The 17,696-nt window shown below is 41.1% G+C and carries 19 protein-coding genes; 15 read left to right on the top strand and 4 right to left on the bottom strand.

What is annotated here, in order from left to right:
• Positions 1 to 39 precede the first annotated feature (39 nt).
• Positions 40 to 822 (top strand): tetratricopeptide repeat protein, encoded by a 783-nt coding sequence (locus B155_RS0111950; RefSeq protein ID WP_018128500.1) that lies wholly within the window; start codon positions 40 to 42, stop codon positions 820 to 822.
• On the opposite strand, the gene B155_RS0111945 is transcribed toward B155_RS0111950, so the two are convergent.
• Entirely contained in the window at positions 819 to 2,375 is a 1,557-nt protein-coding gene (locus tag B155_RS0111945; RefSeq protein ID WP_018128499.1) for a hypothetical protein, read from the bottom strand. The genes B155_RS0111950 and B155_RS0111945 overlap by 4 nt on opposite strands.
• Positions 2,376 to 2,398: 23 nt before the next feature.
• Here B155_RS0111945 and B155_RS0111940 point away from each other — a divergent pair, with 23 nt between their 5' ends.
• Positions 2,399 to 2,821 carry a GtrA family protein gene (locus B155_RS0111940; RefSeq protein WP_018128498.1) on the top strand — a complete coding sequence of 141 codons (423 nt, stop codon included), beginning with the start codon at positions 2,399 to 2,401 and terminating at the stop codon, positions 2,819 to 2,821.
• Here the strand turns inward: B155_RS0111940 and B155_RS0111935 are convergent, their stop codons facing one another.
• Positions 2,822 to 4,525, bottom strand: coding sequence for a hypothetical protein (locus B155_RS0111935; RefSeq protein ID WP_018128497.1), 1,704 nt, complete (start codon positions 4,523 to 4,525; stop codon positions 2,822 to 2,824).
• A 118-nt stretch (positions 4,526 to 4,643) separates the two neighbouring features.
• On the opposite strand from B155_RS0111935, the gene B155_RS0111930 reads away from it, so the two are divergent.
• From B155_RS0111930 to B155_RS0111900, 7 genes are all read left to right on the top strand, one after another.
• Positions 4,644 to 5,144: a hypothetical protein gene (locus B155_RS0111930; RefSeq protein WP_026167344.1), complete on the top strand. Its 501-nt coding sequence runs from the start codon at positions 4,644 to 4,646 to the stop codon at positions 5,142 to 5,144.
• A gap of 107 nt (positions 5,145 to 5,251) precedes the next feature.
• The gene (locus tag B155_RS0111925; protein WP_018128495.1) at positions 5,252 to 5,671 is read left to right on the top strand and encodes a hypothetical protein; all 420 of its coding nucleotides are present in this window, start codon (positions 5,252 to 5,254) and stop codon (positions 5,669 to 5,671) included.
• Positions 5,672 to 5,765: 94 nt separating this feature from the next.
• A complete protein-coding gene (locus B155_RS0111920) occupies positions 5,766 to 7,376 on the top strand; it encodes a glutamate synthase-related protein (protein ID WP_018128494.1) in 1,611 nt (536 codons plus the stop codon).
• Positions 7,360 to 8,739 (top strand): DUF805 domain-containing protein, encoded by a 1,380-nt coding sequence (locus tag B155_RS0111915; protein ID WP_018128493.1) that lies wholly within the window; start codon positions 7,360 to 7,362, stop codon positions 8,737 to 8,739. The genes B155_RS0111920 and B155_RS0111915 overlap by 17 nt, the downstream gene beginning before the upstream one ends.
• Before the next feature lie 77 nt (positions 8,740 to 8,816).
• The gene (locus B155_RS0111910) at positions 8,817 to 10,742 is read left to right on the top strand and encodes a M14 family metallopeptidase (protein ID WP_018128492.1); all 1,926 of its coding nucleotides are present in this window, start codon (positions 8,817 to 8,819) and stop codon (positions 10,740 to 10,742) included.
• 15 nt (positions 10,743 to 10,757) lie between these two features.
• Complete coding sequence (locus B155_RS0111905; protein ID WP_157464865.1) at positions 10,758 to 11,588, top strand: hypothetical protein; 831 nt, start codon at positions 10,758 to 10,760, stop codon at positions 11,586 to 11,588.
• Between the two features lie 21 nt (positions 11,589 to 11,609).
• Complete coding sequence (locus B155_RS0111900) at positions 11,610 to 12,233, top strand: hypothetical protein (protein WP_018128490.1); 624 nt, start codon at positions 11,610 to 11,612, stop codon at positions 12,231 to 12,233.
• Between the two features lie 69 nt (positions 12,234 to 12,302).
• Here the strand turns inward: B155_RS0111900 and B155_RS0111895 are convergent, their stop codons facing one another.
• Together B155_RS0111895 and B155_RS0111890 are read right to left on the bottom strand one after the other, a co-directional pair.
• A complete protein-coding gene (locus B155_RS0111895; RefSeq protein WP_018128489.1) occupies positions 12,303 to 12,512 on the bottom strand; it encodes a cold-shock protein in 210 nt (69 codons plus the stop codon).
• Positions 12,513 to 12,743: 231 nt separating this feature from the next.
• Positions 12,744 to 13,562, bottom strand: coding sequence for an ion transporter (locus B155_RS0111890; RefSeq protein ID WP_018128488.1), 819 nt, complete (start codon positions 13,560 to 13,562; stop codon positions 12,744 to 12,746).
• 157 nt (positions 13,563 to 13,719) lie between these two features.
• Between B155_RS0111890 and B155_RS0111885 the strand changes: the two genes are divergently transcribed.
• From B155_RS0111885 to B155_RS13785, 6 genes are all read left to right on the top strand, one after another.
• Positions 13,720 to 15,384 carry an amidase gene (locus B155_RS0111885; protein ID WP_026167343.1) on the top strand — a complete coding sequence of 555 codons (1,665 nt, stop codon included), beginning with the start codon at positions 13,720 to 13,722 and terminating at the stop codon, positions 15,382 to 15,384.
• 115 nt (positions 15,385 to 15,499) lie between these two features.
• Positions 15,500 to 15,883, top strand: a complete 384-nt coding sequence (locus tag B155_RS0111880; RefSeq protein ID WP_018128486.1) for a VOC family protein — start codon at positions 15,500 to 15,502, stop codon at positions 15,881 to 15,883.
• The gene (locus B155_RS0111875) at positions 15,880 to 16,509 is read left to right on the top strand and encodes a YdeI/OmpD-associated family protein (protein WP_018128485.1); all 630 of its coding nucleotides are present in this window, start codon (positions 15,880 to 15,882) and stop codon (positions 16,507 to 16,509) included. The genes B155_RS0111880 and B155_RS0111875 overlap by 4 nt, the downstream gene beginning before the upstream one ends.
• The gene (locus B155_RS0111870) at positions 16,506 to 17,174 is read left to right on the top strand and encodes a DUF2461 domain-containing protein (RefSeq protein ID WP_018128484.1); all 669 of its coding nucleotides are present in this window, start codon (positions 16,506 to 16,508) and stop codon (positions 17,172 to 17,174) included. The genes B155_RS0111875 and B155_RS0111870 overlap by 4 nt, the downstream gene beginning before the upstream one ends.
• Positions 17,175 to 17,296: 122 nt before the next feature.
• Entirely contained in the window at positions 17,297 to 17,494 is a 198-nt protein-coding gene (locus B155_RS0111865) for a hypothetical protein (protein ID WP_018128483.1), read from the top strand.
• 34 nt (positions 17,495 to 17,528) lie between these two features.
• Entirely contained in the window at positions 17,529 to 17,696 is a 168-nt protein-coding gene (locus B155_RS13785; protein ID WP_018128482.1) for a DUF1328 domain-containing protein, read from the top strand.

The following is a 17,696-nucleotide window of genomic DNA, read 5'->3' as shown; positions in this document are numbered from 1 at the left end:
TTTGCACAAAAATAGCACTAATCGTTCCAACATCCCACAATGATCCTTCTTTCAATTTTACTAGCATTTTTCTTTCAAAGTGGTACTAATGCAGCTCAATTACCTCCACTTACTTGTGAGGAATATCATACCCTAGCTAAAGAAGCCCGCGAGAATAAAAATCTAGAATTTGAAATTCAGATATGGGAAGAAGCCATCAATAGCACCTGCCTTGATAGCAGCACCGCCTACAGTCAGCTTTCGCTTTGTTATTTAGAGGCGGGCGATCAAAGCTACTCCGATAGGGGAAGCAAGGATGTGGAAAGCCGTAAAGCTTATTTCGAGAAAGCACTCGAAGCCGCAAATAAGGCCATCGATTTGGATGACACCAATAAGTTTGGCTTTGAGCATAAAAGCATGGCCTATGCTGGCATGGTAGATGTATATGGGTTAAAGCAAAAAGTGCAGTTAGCCGATAGTGTGCGTGTTAATGCCGAAATAGCCCTCGAGTTAGATCCTAAAAACGACAGAGCTCTCCATATTTTAGGGCGTTGGCATTACGAGGTGTCGCAGTTTGGAGGAGTGATGCGCTTTTTTGCTCGACTCTTTTTTGGCACAGCCCCTAAAGCATCCTTAGATAAAGCCTTGGATTATTTCCAACGGGCCGTTGACCTCGATGACTACCCTGTTCATCACTACTGGCTGGCACTCACGCACCTAGAGATGGGGAATAAGAAACTGGCCATCCATCATTTTGAATACTTACTCTCACTAGGAGATGAACATCACAATGACGAGTTCTTTAAAAATGAGGCGGTTAAAAAGTTAGACAAGTTGCGCTAAAGGGCTTCTACTTTCCATAGAAAAACGGGATCGTTTTGGCTCATCACCCATTTCTTTAGACTGACCCATAATCCATCATCGCCTCGTTGCCATCCTCTCGAATCAGATGCTCCAACTCGTCGAAACTGGTAGCCGCCCCAGATAAAATCATCGGGTAGCATGGTTTGTGGTATTTCTTCTTCCACAATGGAAAAGCTTGCATTGGAAACCACCACATATTGAATATTATGCTCTAGCATCACTTCAGGAATGGTGATGCTTTCCTCCTTCATTAAACGCTCGATCGTACTAGAGCTAATGGCTTTGTCTGTAGGCCAATCACTCATTACCAAGGTGGTTGGGTAATCGCTCCATACCATTTCTTTCTGTGATATATCCTGCATCACCCGACCAATTTCTCTTTCTGCTTCTAGGTTAAAAGAACGGGCATGAAATACTATGGATACCAAACCAATGAACAGAAACATCGACACTAATAACACTCGTTGCGTCCATAGCCTCATATAATTTATGGATAGTATAATGGCCATAGATATTGGATAACAGAGAAACAGCAGGTATTTGGCGTCTGCACTGTGGAAAAAGAACAACGACCCGATGATGAAAAGAATCAGGAAGGCGATGCAGCTTCTCAATACAGCTTTGAAGGAGGGCACATTTACTTTACGGCTTACTAAAGTGCTGATTTCAGCATCACTTTTTACGAAGATACTTCCCTTTAAAAAGATGATTAATGGAAAGGCTAGTAGTGTAGATAGTAGCACCTCTAATAACCTAGAGCTCAGTCCCGCACTTTCGATGGCTTCCTTTGCCCCTGCTCCTGATGCAGTGAGCTTACTCGTTAACCAAAATAATGCATCCCCTTCCATGATATAGTTGAAGTAACTCCACACTCCAATTCCTGCTAGTACCCCAAATATAATGGCGAGGGCTCGACGAAATTTCCCATGAAGGAATAACGAAAGTGAGATTAATCCTAAAAAGGCTGTCACTTCATGCCTTGTAAGCATGATGGCCATTGATAGAATGGCAATCATAAATAAGCTCTTTCTAGTGCTCCATTGCACTAGTAAAAGGATAACAGCGGCTATTAATACTAAAGCCAGTCCTTCCGACATATTGAAAGCACTAAATAGTATGGGTAATGGCAAAAGGGTGAATACAAAAATAGCGGCCGGCTTCAAGCGATCGTTAAATAGAATCACAGATGATTTTACGGCCACAAACACATAGCCCAATTGAAGGATGAGTGGAGTAATCCAACTCTGGAAAACACCTCCAAAAGCAGTTACCAGCATATGCAAACCGATCATCAACCACCTATAAAGAGGGAGCCACACTAAATGGCGATCTTTATAATCAACATAGTCGCCCGATTGTATATACTGTTCGAGCATCCAGGTATTGTGGTAGCTATCTCCCCAATATTCCCGCCCAAAAAATACACCCCAGAGAATGCGTAGCAGAATAGAAATTAAAATAATCCCCCCAATCCATAATGGGTGGTTTTTCTGAAGTAAAGAGTAGTTTTTATCTTTCGTTGTGGCTATCATCGAATGCTAATTTAACCAACAAGATGCAGATAGCCATAGAAATCCGGCAATCCATAGAAAAATACTTATTACCCAAGCTTAAGTTTGGGATGAGCTCTATCGTTGCCACGGCTATCGATTATTTAGTCTTCTTTTTACTGTTTCCATCAGGGATGTTAGTTGCTTGGATTCAAGCTGTTGCTCAAGCTTCAGGAATGTTAACGAACTTCGTTCTACAACGATTTTTCATCTTTGAAAAGAAACGTAGCCTTTCGAAATCTTTTGTTTGGTCCATTTCATTTTCCCTAATTGCCATCGCCTTATCCGCTTTATTGGTGCATGGTTTATATCAACTCGCTTTCTTCCAAGAACACCCTATAGTGATGAAAGTTGGAGTTACCATCCTATTCTTCTTCTTTAACTTCTATACGAAACAATTCGCTTTCGAAAAGAAGATCAGCTGGTAGTTAAAACCCGATTACTATATCGGCCCAAATTATACTCTGATCACCTCTTTGATTTCCTTCTATCATGAGGCGTTGATCGGCATGCACTTTAAGAACGTATCCTCTTTTAAATTCCCATTGCGCTTCTAACAGTAAGCGGTGCCAAGTGTGCAAATCACCATCTAAAAATAAATTCGTTCGTGGAATATTTAAATCACGACCATCATTTACAGAGGCACCCGCTAAAAATGTGCGCTCGCCATTAGTATCATAAACATCTAAACCCTGTCGGTTGTAGGAATAGCTCATACTGACGAACGTTCTACCCACTCCCCAAATTTTTAATCCACCTTCTAAACGGTCGCCATTGGGTCCAACCTGACTCCCTAAACCTATACCTTTATCTAAATGTCCGTTTAAGTCATAGGGGTGTGAATATAGAAAGGGATCAATGCGGGTATACTCCGACCATAATTGTGCTCCCCACTTCAATGCATAGCTAGCGCCATATTTTCTACCAAATCTGCTCGTCTTAGGAAATTCTTTCTTAAAAATGATGTCTTTTTTGTTCCCTAAGTCATCTACTAATAACTCTGTGTAGGCTTCAAGTCCAGTGAAGGGTCGAAGTACCATACTGGCTCCCATCCAGCCATTATCTTGATCTTGCAACTCCCATTCTGCAAAGGCATATCTATTTACGGGATTCAGATATGATATCTCAGCACCTCTATTACTGTAGTTGATCATTTCATATACACTCAGGTCAATCCAAGGAAGAGGTTGAATGTTTACTTTGTGATAAGCCAGCCAGCGCTCTGGGGAGTTTTTTGTGAGTATAGTACTATCTGATGGAAGGGGTGTTCGGGTTGATTTCCATGTGGGCTTGCCATGAATCATTTTGTAGTTTATAAAAGGTGTACCAACTTTCAATTGGATCCAATCAATAGGAATAGAAGACCTCGAAAAAACTAAATTCTCACTTTGACCAACTCCTTCTTTGAGATTACCTCTACCAATCGAAGCCTCAAATATATTATGACTAAAGGTCGCATATGCTTCATAATGATAATTTACATAGTACTGTCCATTTAGCGACTTCCAGTTGTAATGATAAAACCCATCATATTCTAAAATCTCCTTAAAGCCGAATGATAGGAACCTTGCTATAGGTTGAGCTCGTATTAATTCAGCATGATACCCAATATTATTTCTATAACTCCCGTAGCTTCTCCAGTGTTGAAGCATTACAGCCGCTGAGCTTAACTCTCTTCCACCATCATTTACATACATTGGTCTTCTACCGTAACCATGATCCAAAACCAAAAACCCACCTTCTGAGGTACTAGAGAAAAGATGTTTTTCCCCATTATTTGAGATCCACCCTTTAAAACGATCCCAACTAATGCGCTCTCCTCGTTCAAAAAGTGAATGGGTGTAATCCTTATTTAAATGAGTGGGATCAAATTCTTCTAAAAAACTTTGTAGCGTTTTCTCCTCTTTGACACTCTTGTTTTCTAAAAGATCTAATTCTTTCAAGTGCTCGAGGATAGTAGCACGATTTAAAGGCAATGACTCATAATCATAATCAGGCAACACCCCTTTTACTCTTTGCAGGTATAACCACTCATATACGGGATGGTAAGACGGCACCAAACTCGATTGTGCTACCCCCTCAATTTGGAGTGAAAAACTAAGTGCAAACAGGATGAATATTAATCTCTTCAAAAAAACCTCTAGCTGTTAGATACTGAAACGATTTGAGTTACAAATTGTACGGCGATTAAAGTAGGTCTATTAGGAACAAAACACACGCTAGAGCATACAAATTGTAAAGAAAAAAACCATGTACGTATTAAACTATCATCAACAGATTGAGCGAATCAGCCGCATGATTCCTCTTCGCAAAAACGAAGAGACGTTTGAAGTCTATTATCACGACCCTCAAACCGGAGAATTATGGAAGAGCTTTTTCCCACATAAAGAGCACTTGGGCAAAGGACCAAAAATACTTCGCCCTGAACCCCTCCCTGAGAACATCGAACTTCAGCTAGAGATATGCATTAATAGCGGAGAAGAGGAAGATGCCAAAGGTTTAGCTATTGAATACTCCCTTCGTCCCGAAAAGTGGGAAGAAATCATCGATACTTTAGAGGCGAACTTTAAAAAGTATATGCGCTCTGGCTTCCTACTCTTCATTAAAACGCTTGGCGTATTAGACCCTAGTGACATTATCGATGAAGAACGCCCAACCGCTTTATACCCATCCATAGGCAAAGATCGGCTACTTAAGCTCAAGAAAAGAGCCCGAAAACTACGCTGGAAGAAGTTTTTTCATTTTAGTTAAACCAAAAAACAGTGGCTTATTGCCTTTAGGAGTGGATTTCCTTAGCTTTACATTTGTTAACATAAATTAATATTAAAAACTTCTAATGTTCTGCCGTTAACAGACATATGTCTGGGAAAAGTAGAATATTACACACATTGTTATTGGCTACTATAATCTGTTTAGCTAATAGTACTCAAAGCGCTGCGCAAGCAACCGCTACCATGCAGGTAAAAGTACGTGTAGTAAGTGGGGCTAGCAGCCATGTTGATTCTTCAATATTAATATCGAACACAAAATCTGGAACACAAAGCGGGAATGTTGAAATTACTTCCGCACCAAATACCGAAATTCATATTATCGCTCCCAAACAAGTACTTGTTACTAACACCTTTGGCGAAGAAATTTTTCTTAGTACACAAATATTGAGCGTCCCTGATCAGGTAAAAGGAACTCACGCTTTTAAACTGAATGGTGAGTGGCCTCCAAGCGTTAAAGCTAGCGGTTTCTATCAAGGAAAAGCTAAAACGCAGATCAACTATTTATAAGAATGTACCTTAAGCCTCCTTCGAATGAAATCAAGGGGGCTTTTTTTTGCCCTCCTCATTGTATATATAGTGTTATTAATTAATTGATTTTATCATGGCTGCACACGCGATCTATAATTGGGATGAATTAGAGAACTTAACGCCGACCTATGCTCTCGTTTCAAATGTTGATTTAGTAATTGTACGAGATGGGGATGGAGCTTCTGTTTTATTTGGAAGATGTCACCACCGCGGTGCACTGCTTGCCGATGGACACATAGACGGCGAGAACCTTATCTGTGGCTTACACGGTTGGGACTATCGATACAAAACCGGCATTAGTGAATACAATAATGAGGAAGAGCTCAAGAGTTTTACTTGTTGGGTTGAAGACGGACAATTATGGGTAGATAAGGATGAAATTGCTGCCTGGGAAAAGGATAATCCGCAGCCTTACGATCGAGATTCCTACCTTGGTACTTACCAAGACATTCATGGTACCGATGATGAACCCTTTGTAAATGAAATAAATAGCCTGGCTGGAAGTGACAGCATCGATGGCTCGCATGGTCCGGTGGAAGCCATGGGTGTAAGCCGACAAGAACTACCTAGCTGGGATGATATTCAAATTCAAACAGCACAACTGAAGCCAAGTCCTCTCTTCGAAGATGAAGAGGTCAACACTACACTCATTATTGGACCGAAAGCTAAAAAACCTCTGCAATTAGACATCCCTATTTTTGTGTCGGACATGAGTTTCGGGGCACTTTCTGAAGAAGCAAAAATTGCGCTCGCTAAAGGGGCAGAAATGGCGGGCACGGGTATTTGTTCAGGGGAAGGCGGCATGTTATCCGACGAACAAGCGGCTAACAGCAAATACTTTTATGAGCTAGCCTCCGCTAAATTTGGCTTCGAAATGGAAAAACTTTCAGGAGTGCAGGCTTTTCATTTTAAAGCAGGTCAGGGTGCCAAAACAGGAGTTGGTGGACATCTCCCCGGAAATAAAGTTAACGGGCGTATCGCTGAAGTTCGTGGCTTAGAAGAGGGCCAAGATGCCATTTCCCCAGCCAAGTTCGATGACTTACATAGCCCCGAAGATTTCAAAGCGATGGCGGATAAAGTACGCGAGTTTACTGGTGGTATTCCCATCGGCTTTAAATTATCTGCCAATCATATTGAGGAAAACATTCAATTTGCCCTTGATGCCAGTGCCGATTACATCATATTAGATGGTCGTGGTGGGGGCACCGGTGCAGCACCTTCCATTTTACGCAATCACATTTCTATACCCACCATCCCTGCTCTGGCCAAAGCGCGTAAATATTTGGATGAACAAGGTATTTCCTCCGATGAGGTAACTTTGATTGTAACAGGAGGACTTAGAACGGCCGCCGATTTCACTAAAGCCCTCTGTTTAGGAGCCGACGGCATTGCTGTTGCCAACTCAGCCATTCAGGCTATGGGTTGTTTAGGGATGCGTGCTTGCCATACCAATAATTGTCCCGTTGGCATTGCTACTCAAAAAGGTGGACTTCGAGCTCGCTTTGAAATCGAAAAATCAGCCGCTTTATTAAATAACTATTTCCGCAATACAACTAAGCTAATGCAAGTATTAGCACGTGCTTGTGGCCATGCTGATTTTAAAGCATTTTCTATGTATGATTTAGTGACTTGGAAAAAAGACATGCATCATCTAACGGGAATTGAATATGCCGGGGTTCGTTGAGGGGCTACGCCTAAAAAATCTCTTATTTAATCTAGAGGGGAAAATATCTAACAAACGGTATGCCATCATTGGTTTTACCCTCATGTTGTGTAAATACATTATAGATGCTCTCATCATTTATTACTACACACTTGAATTCTGGTCGCCCTTAGACTACTTATCTCCATTTGCTGTCATAGGCAAATCTTCAGCTACCCAAGCACCTTCTTTACTGTATTTAGTTATGATGTTTTGGGCACTCCCTTTTATTTGGATGGGACTCAATCTTACCCAAAAAAGACTCGTTGATGCTGGCAAATCACCTTGGTATGCTATCCTCTTCTTTGTTCCCTTTATCAATTACGTATTGATGCTTACGCTATGCTTCCTTCCATCCGTTAACACACCCGATAGCATCCTCAAAAAGTCTACAACCTTTAACATATCTCTTCGAAGTGGTTTAATTGGCATTATAACTGGCACTGTAATCTTTATATGCTCAATGTGGGCTAGCGTTTATCTATACAATAGTTATGGCTCTGCATTATTTATAGTGACGCCTGTATTAGTTGGATTGACTTCTTCCTACACATTGAACTTCAATCGTCCTACTACTAAAACCTCGTCCGTTGTTCATACAATGTTTACTTTACTATTGATTTGCGGAGTATTAGTTCTGTTTGCACTTGAAGGGCTAATTTGTTTAATACTTGCCTATCCAATCGCCATAACACTAGGCGGAATGGGGGCCCTTTTTGGGCATTACCTGTCACGAATTTCGGCTCCTAAAAACACCGCCTATAGCTTTCTAGTTATTCCCTTTGCATTCCTTGTAGCAGTAAACATTGACCATAATGCTCCTGTTGATAAGGTCTCATCCATTTCATCAAGTATTGAAATAAGTGCTTCTAGGGAAATCGTTTGGGAAGAGTTTATCAATTTTAAAGAAATTGAAACTGAACCTGCTTGGTATTTTAAGCTTGGTATTGCATACCCAACAAAAGCACGATTAGTTGGCACTGGCGTAGGAGCAACTCGATATTGTGAATTTTCAACAGGTGCCTTTGTAGAACCTATTACTACATGGGAATACCCTTCATTAATTCAGTTTGATGTTATTTCCCAACCACAGCCATTACAAGAATGGAGCCCTTATGGTGAAATCTATGCACCTCACTTAGACAACTATTTCCGATCGGTTAAAGGTGAATTTAAAATAGAAAAACTAGCTAATGGAAATACTCTAATAACAGGTACAACTTGGTACATCAATGAGATGCAACCAACTATGTACTGGAACTTCTTTGCAGACCAAATCATCTCAAAAATTCATGACCGAGTGCTTAAACAAATTAAAACTCAGGCTGAACTCACTTCCTTTTAACCAAGTGCATATTTAGATACCGTTTGTTATGTTGCCTCACTAACAATTTCTTTATCTATTAACTAATTATGTGAGGCATGAAACTTCTTTCTGTGCTTGGGCTTAGCCTAGCTTTCTCCTTAAACGCGGTTGCACAAGACTACCGCCCTTTAAATCCCCCTGTTTGGCCTGAATCTGACAAAGATACAACCATGTACACCGTTAAAGGTGAACGCCATGGAATCAGCTTCTTCAAACAACACCGCCACCCTGAAGTTATTTATGAAGCGAATGATGAGCTAACTTTCGACGGCTATCATACCGTAGATGCCATGAATACTTGGTACACACGATGGGCTGAACAATACCCTGATATTGTAGATTTATATCAAGTGGCTACAAGTTTTGAAGGACGTCCAATTCTTCAAATGACCATCACCAACAAGAGCACCGGTAAAGATACCGACAAACCTGCGGCTTATTTTGAAGGTGGTCGCCATAGTGGTGAAATTACAAGTAGTGAATCCATCTTATGGCTCACTCATCACATCCTATCGAACTACGGAAAAGATGAGGCCATCACAGAATTAGTGGATACAAAAGCTATTTACTTGCGTCCTCAGAACAACCCTGACGGTTCCAATCTATACCTTCACACTGCACAGCGAAACCGTAGTTCTGTTCGTCCACACGACAACGACCGAGATGGTTTACTAGATGAAGATCCAGAAGAGGATTTAGATGGTGACGGTATTATTTATCAGATTCGCCGTTTAGCGAAAGAAGATGAAATGGATAAGGCGAATTACATCATCGACCCGAGAGACCCTAAAGGAAGGCTTATGAAGCGTGTTCCAGCAGGAAAAGGGAAGTACTTTGTGTATTCAGAAGGTATCGACAATGATGGCGATGGTCGCTTTAATGAAGACGGCATCGGAGGATTAGATCTTCACCGTAATTATGTTGAAAACTGGAGACCCGATGTTGGTGGCGATTTAACAGGCCGTGGATATACGCAATACGGTGCTGGTGAATTCCCTTTAAGTGAACCTGAGTCACGCTCTGTGGTAATGTGGATGCTTACTCATCCAAATATTTCTGTTGTTAACTCGATGGATACTCGTGTGCCTATGCACTTACGTCCACCTTCTACTTCAAAGAGTGAAGAGCGTATGTACCCAGAAGATTTAGCGCTCTATGAAAAGTATGATGAAATGGGGCTTGAAATCACCAACTACCCTTGGGCAGGTGATGTGTACGAAACCTATATGACGCGCTACCCTATCAACACCTTTACAGGCGACCCCTCTAAACCATCTCCACTCTTTGGTCATGGGCCCGATTTCGGCTATTTCTACTTTGGCTCAATTTGGTATGGCGATGAGCTATGGAATAATGGTGCCATGGAAGATTACAACAATGATGGCATTTACGATGACTTTGATGGCATCACTTGGGATGATCGTGAGAATGGTGGCCGTGGATTCCGTGAGTGGGAAAAATTCGATCACCCAACTCTTGGTGAAGTTGAAATAGGAGGTTTCCATCCTAAATTCTTCAGCCAAAACGGTCCTGCTTGGCAGCTTGAAGGCTGGGCGAAGAAGCAAGCCCTCTTTAATCTAGCGATGGCTATGGAGCTCCCTCAAATCACTTTAGATGATGTATCTGTAAAAAAGAAAAAGAACAACATCTATGAAGTTGAAGTGGAGTGGACTAACACGGGTAAACTACCGGTGGCATTAAAGCAGGCTCAGCTGGTTAAGATTGTACGCCAGGATCGAGTTCAGCTCCAATTTGATGGTGATTTAACCAAAGGTAATGAAGATGCTAAAGTTAAGATCATCACTCCTTCACTGTACGATAAAACCATTTATGCCGGTTACACGGATGCAGGCGAAACTAAAAAAGCCAAGTTTGAAGTTGAGCTGAATGGTGTAGACGGAGCGAAGGCGAAGTTGAAAATTTTATCTACCCGTGGTGGATATATTGAGAAAGAAATCGTGTTAGGTAAGGTAGAAGATTAACCAAACCAACTACGAATGTCTTTAACGCACTTAAAACCGATGGATATGCAGGCTCTGAATAAAGCACAACAGAGCCTGCACCAGGCGGTTCAATTTATCGCTATAGCTGGCGCTCATCTTAGTCCTCCTAAAAACGATGACAGCCATACCAATATGGCCTGGGATACTGACTCGGAAAGCTTCGTTGGGAACTTGATTAACAACAGAGCTGCGGTTGCACTTCACGTACCATCCTTTTCATTGAAAATTTTTGGGCCCTCTAATCTGGAGCTAGCCTCCTTAGAGCTTCATGGCAAAAAACGTGAGGAATGCCTCCATTGGTTATCCATGGCTTTACAGCTTAAACAAATTGATACCGAACAGTTAAGCTTGGATATGCATTATGAGATCCCTGATCACCCTGTGATGCTTGGTGCAGCCTTTGAGAAAGCCGATGATGAGCTCTTATCACAGCTTTCCATACATCGAAGTATAGCAGATCGATTTGCGAAACAACTTTTGCATCAGCACGAGCACGCTTCCGAAGCAAGGACTTGGCCTCATCATTTTGATCATGGTACCTATATACCCTTTAAATTTGAAGAGGAGGATGCCGTTCAATCCATTAGTTTTGGTTATGCTATAGCCGATTCCTTAATCGATGAACCTTATTTCTATAGCACCCAATGGGTAAAAGATGGGGAACTTGATTATGATGCAGCACCTAAGCTAAAAGCTGGTAAGTGGTATCCTAAAGGGCTAAAAGGAGCCGCCTTAGCTATATCAGAAGTTTTCCATTCAACAGATGCAGAAAAAACTATCCAAGCATTTTTGGACACTACTACGGAATGGGGATTAAACTCTTAACCACCTCGCATTGTTAAATTTATGTTTCAGAAATTAGTCGCCACCGCACTCATAGTGTTTGCATGTTCATTTAATGCATATAGCCAAGAGTCGGCATTTACCGGTAAAATCATTTATGAATATCAGTTTCTAGATCCATCAACTGGGCGTGACATTACCGCTATGTTAAAGGAGTATTTTGGGGAAGAGCAGCATTACTTCATCAACACTGAGAATTATAAATCGTTGGATGAAGAAGGGGGGTTAAAACAACTCTACAACAGTGATACCAACCAGTATTATGCCTTGAATCCAACTACGGGAGCTATTGAACCTACCGATGCAGGTGTAAGCACGAGTACAATGGTTGAAATTATTCATCATGATGAAACCATTACGATATTAGGAAGAGAGTGTAAGAAAGTAACGGTGGCCACTGAAGACGACAAAACGGTGTATTACTACGACCCAAATCTTAGGGTAGATCCAAAACCGTTTTCTAAACATAAGTTTGGAAACTGGGATGCCTACTTAAACGCTACCAATGGAGCCATAGCTTTGCGTTATGATATAGTTGCTCCGCAATTCATAATGATTGTGAAAGCTACGAGCATTGAAGAAATGACCTTAGAGAATGCCGAATTTGATGTTTCTGACTTTCAGTAGTCAAAATTCATAGGCATAAAAAAAGCCCGTTTCCATTCAATGAAAACGGGCAAAATCGTTTATACAGTCTCATTCAAGAATGTATACGTTTTCAGCGCTAAGGCCTTTATCGGTTTCTGCAATAGAAAATTCTACTTCTTCACCATCTTTGATACCTTCATTAAAATCAAGGTTCTCAATGTTGTTGCGGTGTAAGAAAACATCTTTTCCACCATTGTCAGGCTTGATGAATCCGAATCCTTTTTCTACATCAAACCATTTTACTTTACCGTATTCCATTATATATACTAAATATTGTGTTGCTTCACAGGTACAGCTACGACCACAAAAAATGCTGTGGACTATTTCAAAATCGGCTGTGAATTAAAAATTGTGTTTTACAAACTAGAGAAGGGAAACTGATACTGTACTTGAAATGATACCGATGCCAAAACTTTAACTTGCAGGCTTAAAGGTCTCCATTATCTCGACCAATACCAAAAACTATCGTTTATATAACCATATTCTAATTTATGGGTCTAGCTTATGCCCACAGTACTTACAATGTACGGCATCCTTATCGTGGCCTTCCCTACTACAATACCTACACACCTCTGTGGTATACTTATTTGCAGCCTTGCCTAGTTCAACGGTAACTATGCCCGTAGGAACGGCAATTATCCCATAACCGAATATCATAATGACGGCTGAGAGCATCTGTCCGAAATTGGTTTGCGGCGAAATATCCCCATATCCTACAGTAGTGAGCGTAACTATCGCCCAATAAATACTTTTCGGAATACTAGTAAATCCATTTTTTCCGCCTTCAACCACATACATAAGCGAGCCCATAATCACCGTCATAGTGACCACGGTAAAAATAAAAACTGTGATTTTGCGCCGAGAGGAAGCTAAAGCTGAGCGCAATTGATCCACTTCAATAAGATACTGGGTAAACTTCAACACTCTGAAAATTCGAAGTACACGAAGAATTCGAATTACTAGGAAATATTGGCTACCTGGCAATAGAATACTGATGTAAGTAGGCAGAATTGAGAACAAATCTACCATCCCATAAAAACTAAATATGTACCCCTTTGCACGTTGCACAGAGATTATCCTGAGCACATATTCGATGGTGAATAGAATAGTGAAGAACCATTCCAGTACATAAAACCACTCTCCGAAAGCTTCCCGATAGCTAGCCACACTATCCAGCATTACCACTAGAACACTAGCTACAATACTGATCATCAAAAATACATCGAAGAATTTACCTGTTGGGGTATCTGCTTCGAAAATAATCTCGTGAATTCTATTCCTGAGCGATCTGTAGTTTTTGTCCGTCATAAGCTCCAAAGGTAGAAGATTTCCTCTAAAACTAAAGCATCCTCGCTAAAGTTCTTCCATGTTATATCCTATAACTCTTTTTTATAGTTCAATTCTTGTGAATTCCTCGTAATAGTGCGTACTTCTTCCTACTCAAATCTATTAGGAAATAATGACCATGAAACACACTTTTTATACCCTCTTTTTGTTGGCTATGGCCGGGATTGTAGCCTGCTCTGTTAACCAAAACAGCGACGATGAAATTTCGATTGGAGCTGTTCAAGAAGCTGCCTCCATCATCGGTTTAGATTTTACGGAAGCCGAAATTGATACCATGCTTGATGCTTTAGCCACCAACCGCAATCGGATTCAGCAAATTCGTGAGATGGACTTAGACTACTCGGTGCCTCCATCCCTAGTTTTCAATCCTGTTCCAGTTGGTAAAACATTCGAGACTCAACAAAAGCGCATCAATTGGGATATTCCATCTAATGTGCAACTCCCTGCCAATAAAGACGATTTGGCTTTTTATACGGTTGCTGAGCTTTCAACGCTTATCAAATCAAAAAAAATTAGTTCGGTTGAGCTTACGGAATTTTTCATCGCTCGCATCGAAAAGTATAACAACCAACTGGAAGCAATTGTTACTGTTACTAAAGAGCGTGCCTTAGAACAAGCGCGGCAAATGGATCAAGAGCTAGCCAATGGCAAGTACCGTGGACCGCTTCATGGAATTCCATACGGTCTCAAAGATTTATTTTCGGTAGAGGATTATAAAACCACTTGGGGTGCTACTCCTTATAAAGATCAAATGATTGATGAAACGGCCTCTGTAGTAAGCAAGCTAGATGAAGCCGGTGCGGTTTTGATCGCTAAAACTACACTAGGAGCGCTAGCTCGTGGAGATGTTTGGTTTGGTGGAAAGACAAAAAAACCTTGGGATTTAGAGCAAGGCTCAAGTGGCTCTTCTGCGGGTTCTGCTTCTGGCACAAGTGCTGGATTATTTCCTTTTGCTATAGGAACCGAAACTTTAGGCTCTATTATTTCCCCATCTACCCGAAATGGAGTAAGTGGGCTGCGTCCAACTTATGGTCGAGTTAGTAGAACAGGTGCTATGGCATTAAGCTGGACGATGGATAAGGTGGGGCCTATTGCTCGAAGCGTGGAAGACCTAGCCCTCGTTTTTGATGCAATTTATGGCCCTGATGGAATCGATCAAACGCTTATTGACTTGCCGTTCAACTATGAAAGCAGAGCACAGATTAAAGGGATGAAAATTGGTTACCTCAAAGAATCCTTTGAACGAGATTACAGCAACAAAGAACGCGACCAAGCGGTACTTGAAACCCTAAAAGAACTAGGCGCTGAGTTGGTACCGATCGAACTTCCTGATGTAAATGGATATGCCTTACGTGGTATTTTATATGCCGAGGCAGCCGCTTCTTTCAATGACCTTACACTCTCGAACCGAGATGATTTATTGAAAGGGCAGTCCAAAGGGTCATGGCCAAATACCTTCCGTTCAGCACGATTCATTCCTGCTGTGGAATATATAAACGCTACACGTGCCCGTTATCTTCTGATTCAAGAAATGAACAAAGTAGTTTCAGAGGTAGATGTTTACGTTACTCCAACTTTTGGCAATTCAAACTTAGTAATTACCAATTTAACAGGACATCCAGCGGTAGTAGTGCCTAATGGTTTTACGGATAATAATCGCCCTACTAGTATCACATTTACTGGCGATTTATATGATGAAGCCACTGTGCTAAAAGTAGCTAAAGCCTATCAGCAAGCCACAGATCATCATTTGAAACATCCACCATTATTCTCAAATCAATAAGTTTTAGAAGGCTCTCACTCAGAGCCTTTTTTTATTTCCCCCCATCCCATTCTTTACTGTGAAATAAGTTTAGAATTATTCATTTTACATCGCATTGTAAACCAAAAAGCATGATATGTTAAAGGGACTCCGAACGGTAATCTATCCAGCCCCAAATTTGAAAGAAGCCAAAGCTTGGTACACCGAAGTGCTAGGTGAAAAGCCCTATTTCGACGAACCGTTTTATGTAGGCTTCGACGTGGGGGGTTATGAACTGGGATTACAGCCAGACCGAAACCCGGGCACTCAAGGCTCCATTGTTTATTGGGGCGTTCAAAACATTCAGGAATCATGGGATAAGCTTATTGAAATGGGAGCCACCCAAGATGAAGAAATCATGCATGTAGGTGGCAATGTATATGTAGCCACAGTATTAGATCCCTTTGGTAATTTATTGGGCATAATTCAGAACCCTAACTTTGAGGTAAAGGAAAAACTAAACCTGAAGAAAGCACCATGAAAGCAGCCTTAGCTAAAAAGCTTTTCATAAAAGAAGATCATACCGTACTCCTCATTAATCTTCCCGATGCTTTAACGAGCGAGTTTTCACATCCATTAGCATCTCAGGTTAAAAAAGCCCCCTCATATGATGCTGTATTTCTTTTTGTAACTACTCAAGATGAAATAGAATCCTCCCTCCTCAAAAGCTTTAATGCTCGAAAAGATGACGGGAAATTTTGGTTGGCTTACCCTAAGAAAAGTGGCAAGGTTGATACTTCACTGAACCGAGATGTTATATGGGAGATGTTAACCTCCCTCTCTTTGCAGCCTAATAGAATGATCTCCATCAATGAAGATTGGTCTGCAATCGGGATTATTCATAGTTCAGAACAAAAAAAGCCCTCCACTTTTGGGCAAGACCCTCCCGGTGTAGATAGAGCCACCAAAACCGTTATTCCTCCAGAGGATCTTAAGATTCTGTTAGATAAAAACCCCAAGGCGAATAGCTTTTTTGAATCTTTAGCGTTTAGTTATAAACGCGAATATGTTGCCTGGATTCATGGTGCGAAAAAAGAAGAAACTCGCCAGCGTAGGCTTATCAAAACTATTGAACTACTCTTAGATGAGAAAAAGGTGAAAAAATGACGGCGATTCAACCATCAACCTATGAGTTCCTTCGAGAACTAGCTGCAAACAACGATAAAGTTTGGTTTACGGAGCATAAAGCCAAGTATGTTGAAGCTCATGCGAATATGGTTGAGTTCATGTCTGCGCTTATGCAAGAGATGAAGAAGGTGGACAACATTGAAGAGATGTCACCTAAAAAAGCATTATTCCGGATTTACCGAGATGTTCGCTTTTCAAAAGATAAATCGCCCTATAAAACTCACTTTAGTGGCCGTATGCAGCGAGCCACCAAATGGCTGCGAGGGGGATACTATGTTCATATCGAGCCCGGGCATTCGTTTATAGCAGGTGGTTTTTTCAGCCCAAATTCTTCCGATTTAGCTCTTATTCGTGAAGCCATCGCCGAGAACGCAACTCCACTAAGAAGCATCCTCACGGAAGAGGAGTTCAAAAATATCTGGGGTACTTTTAATGGCGAAGCGGTAAAAACAGCACCTCGTGGCTACGACGTCAATCACCCCAACATCGACCTCATTCGCTTCAAACAATATCACCTATCTCACTCCTTTACAGATGAAGAAGTACTCCATCCAGACTTCATTTATTCCATCGTGCAGTGTTTTCTTCACATTCGTCCCTTCTTCAATTATATGAGTGAAATCCTCACTCAAGAAGCTTCCTAAGCTACTTTTAAACTATTCCATGGTGTGTAACTCGTTGCCCTGTAACTCTATTTATTAGAGAAAGGAACCAATTCATTGAGTAATGCCTTAAAGAGCATACACACTAACTAATAGATTTTATTATGAAAAAGACCATAGGAAGTATTTTAGCCGCAGGTGGATTAATTGGCGTGATATTTTACAGTTACCAATATTTCCAGAATTCTGATTCTTTTGAAGTATTGGGCGCCGATGTTGCAGTGAGCACAGGTGACTATGTGCCTATTTTAATTTCCGGTATTGTGATGCTGGGTGGCTTAGCGCTTTCGCGTATGAAGTAAGAGATTAAATTAATAACTAAAAACGGAGAGACCCATGTTAAGATGGAGTATTACATTCTTTCTTGTTGCTCTTGTAGCAGCAGTATTTGGATTCGGTGGATTAGCCGGAGCCGCAGCAGGAATAGCTGAAATTTTATTTTATGTATTTTTGGTTTTATTTATCATTTCATTAGTCTTCGGACGAAGAAAGAAACCAATCTGA

Source organism: Balneola vulgaris DSM 17893, from assembly GCF_000375465.1.
GTDB classification, from domain to species: Bacteria; Bacteroidota; Rhodothermia; order Balneolales; family Balneolaceae; genus Balneola; species Balneola vulgaris.
The sequence above is the reverse complement of the archived record's forward strand: the minus strand, read 5'-3'. Positions and strand labels throughout refer to the sequence as shown.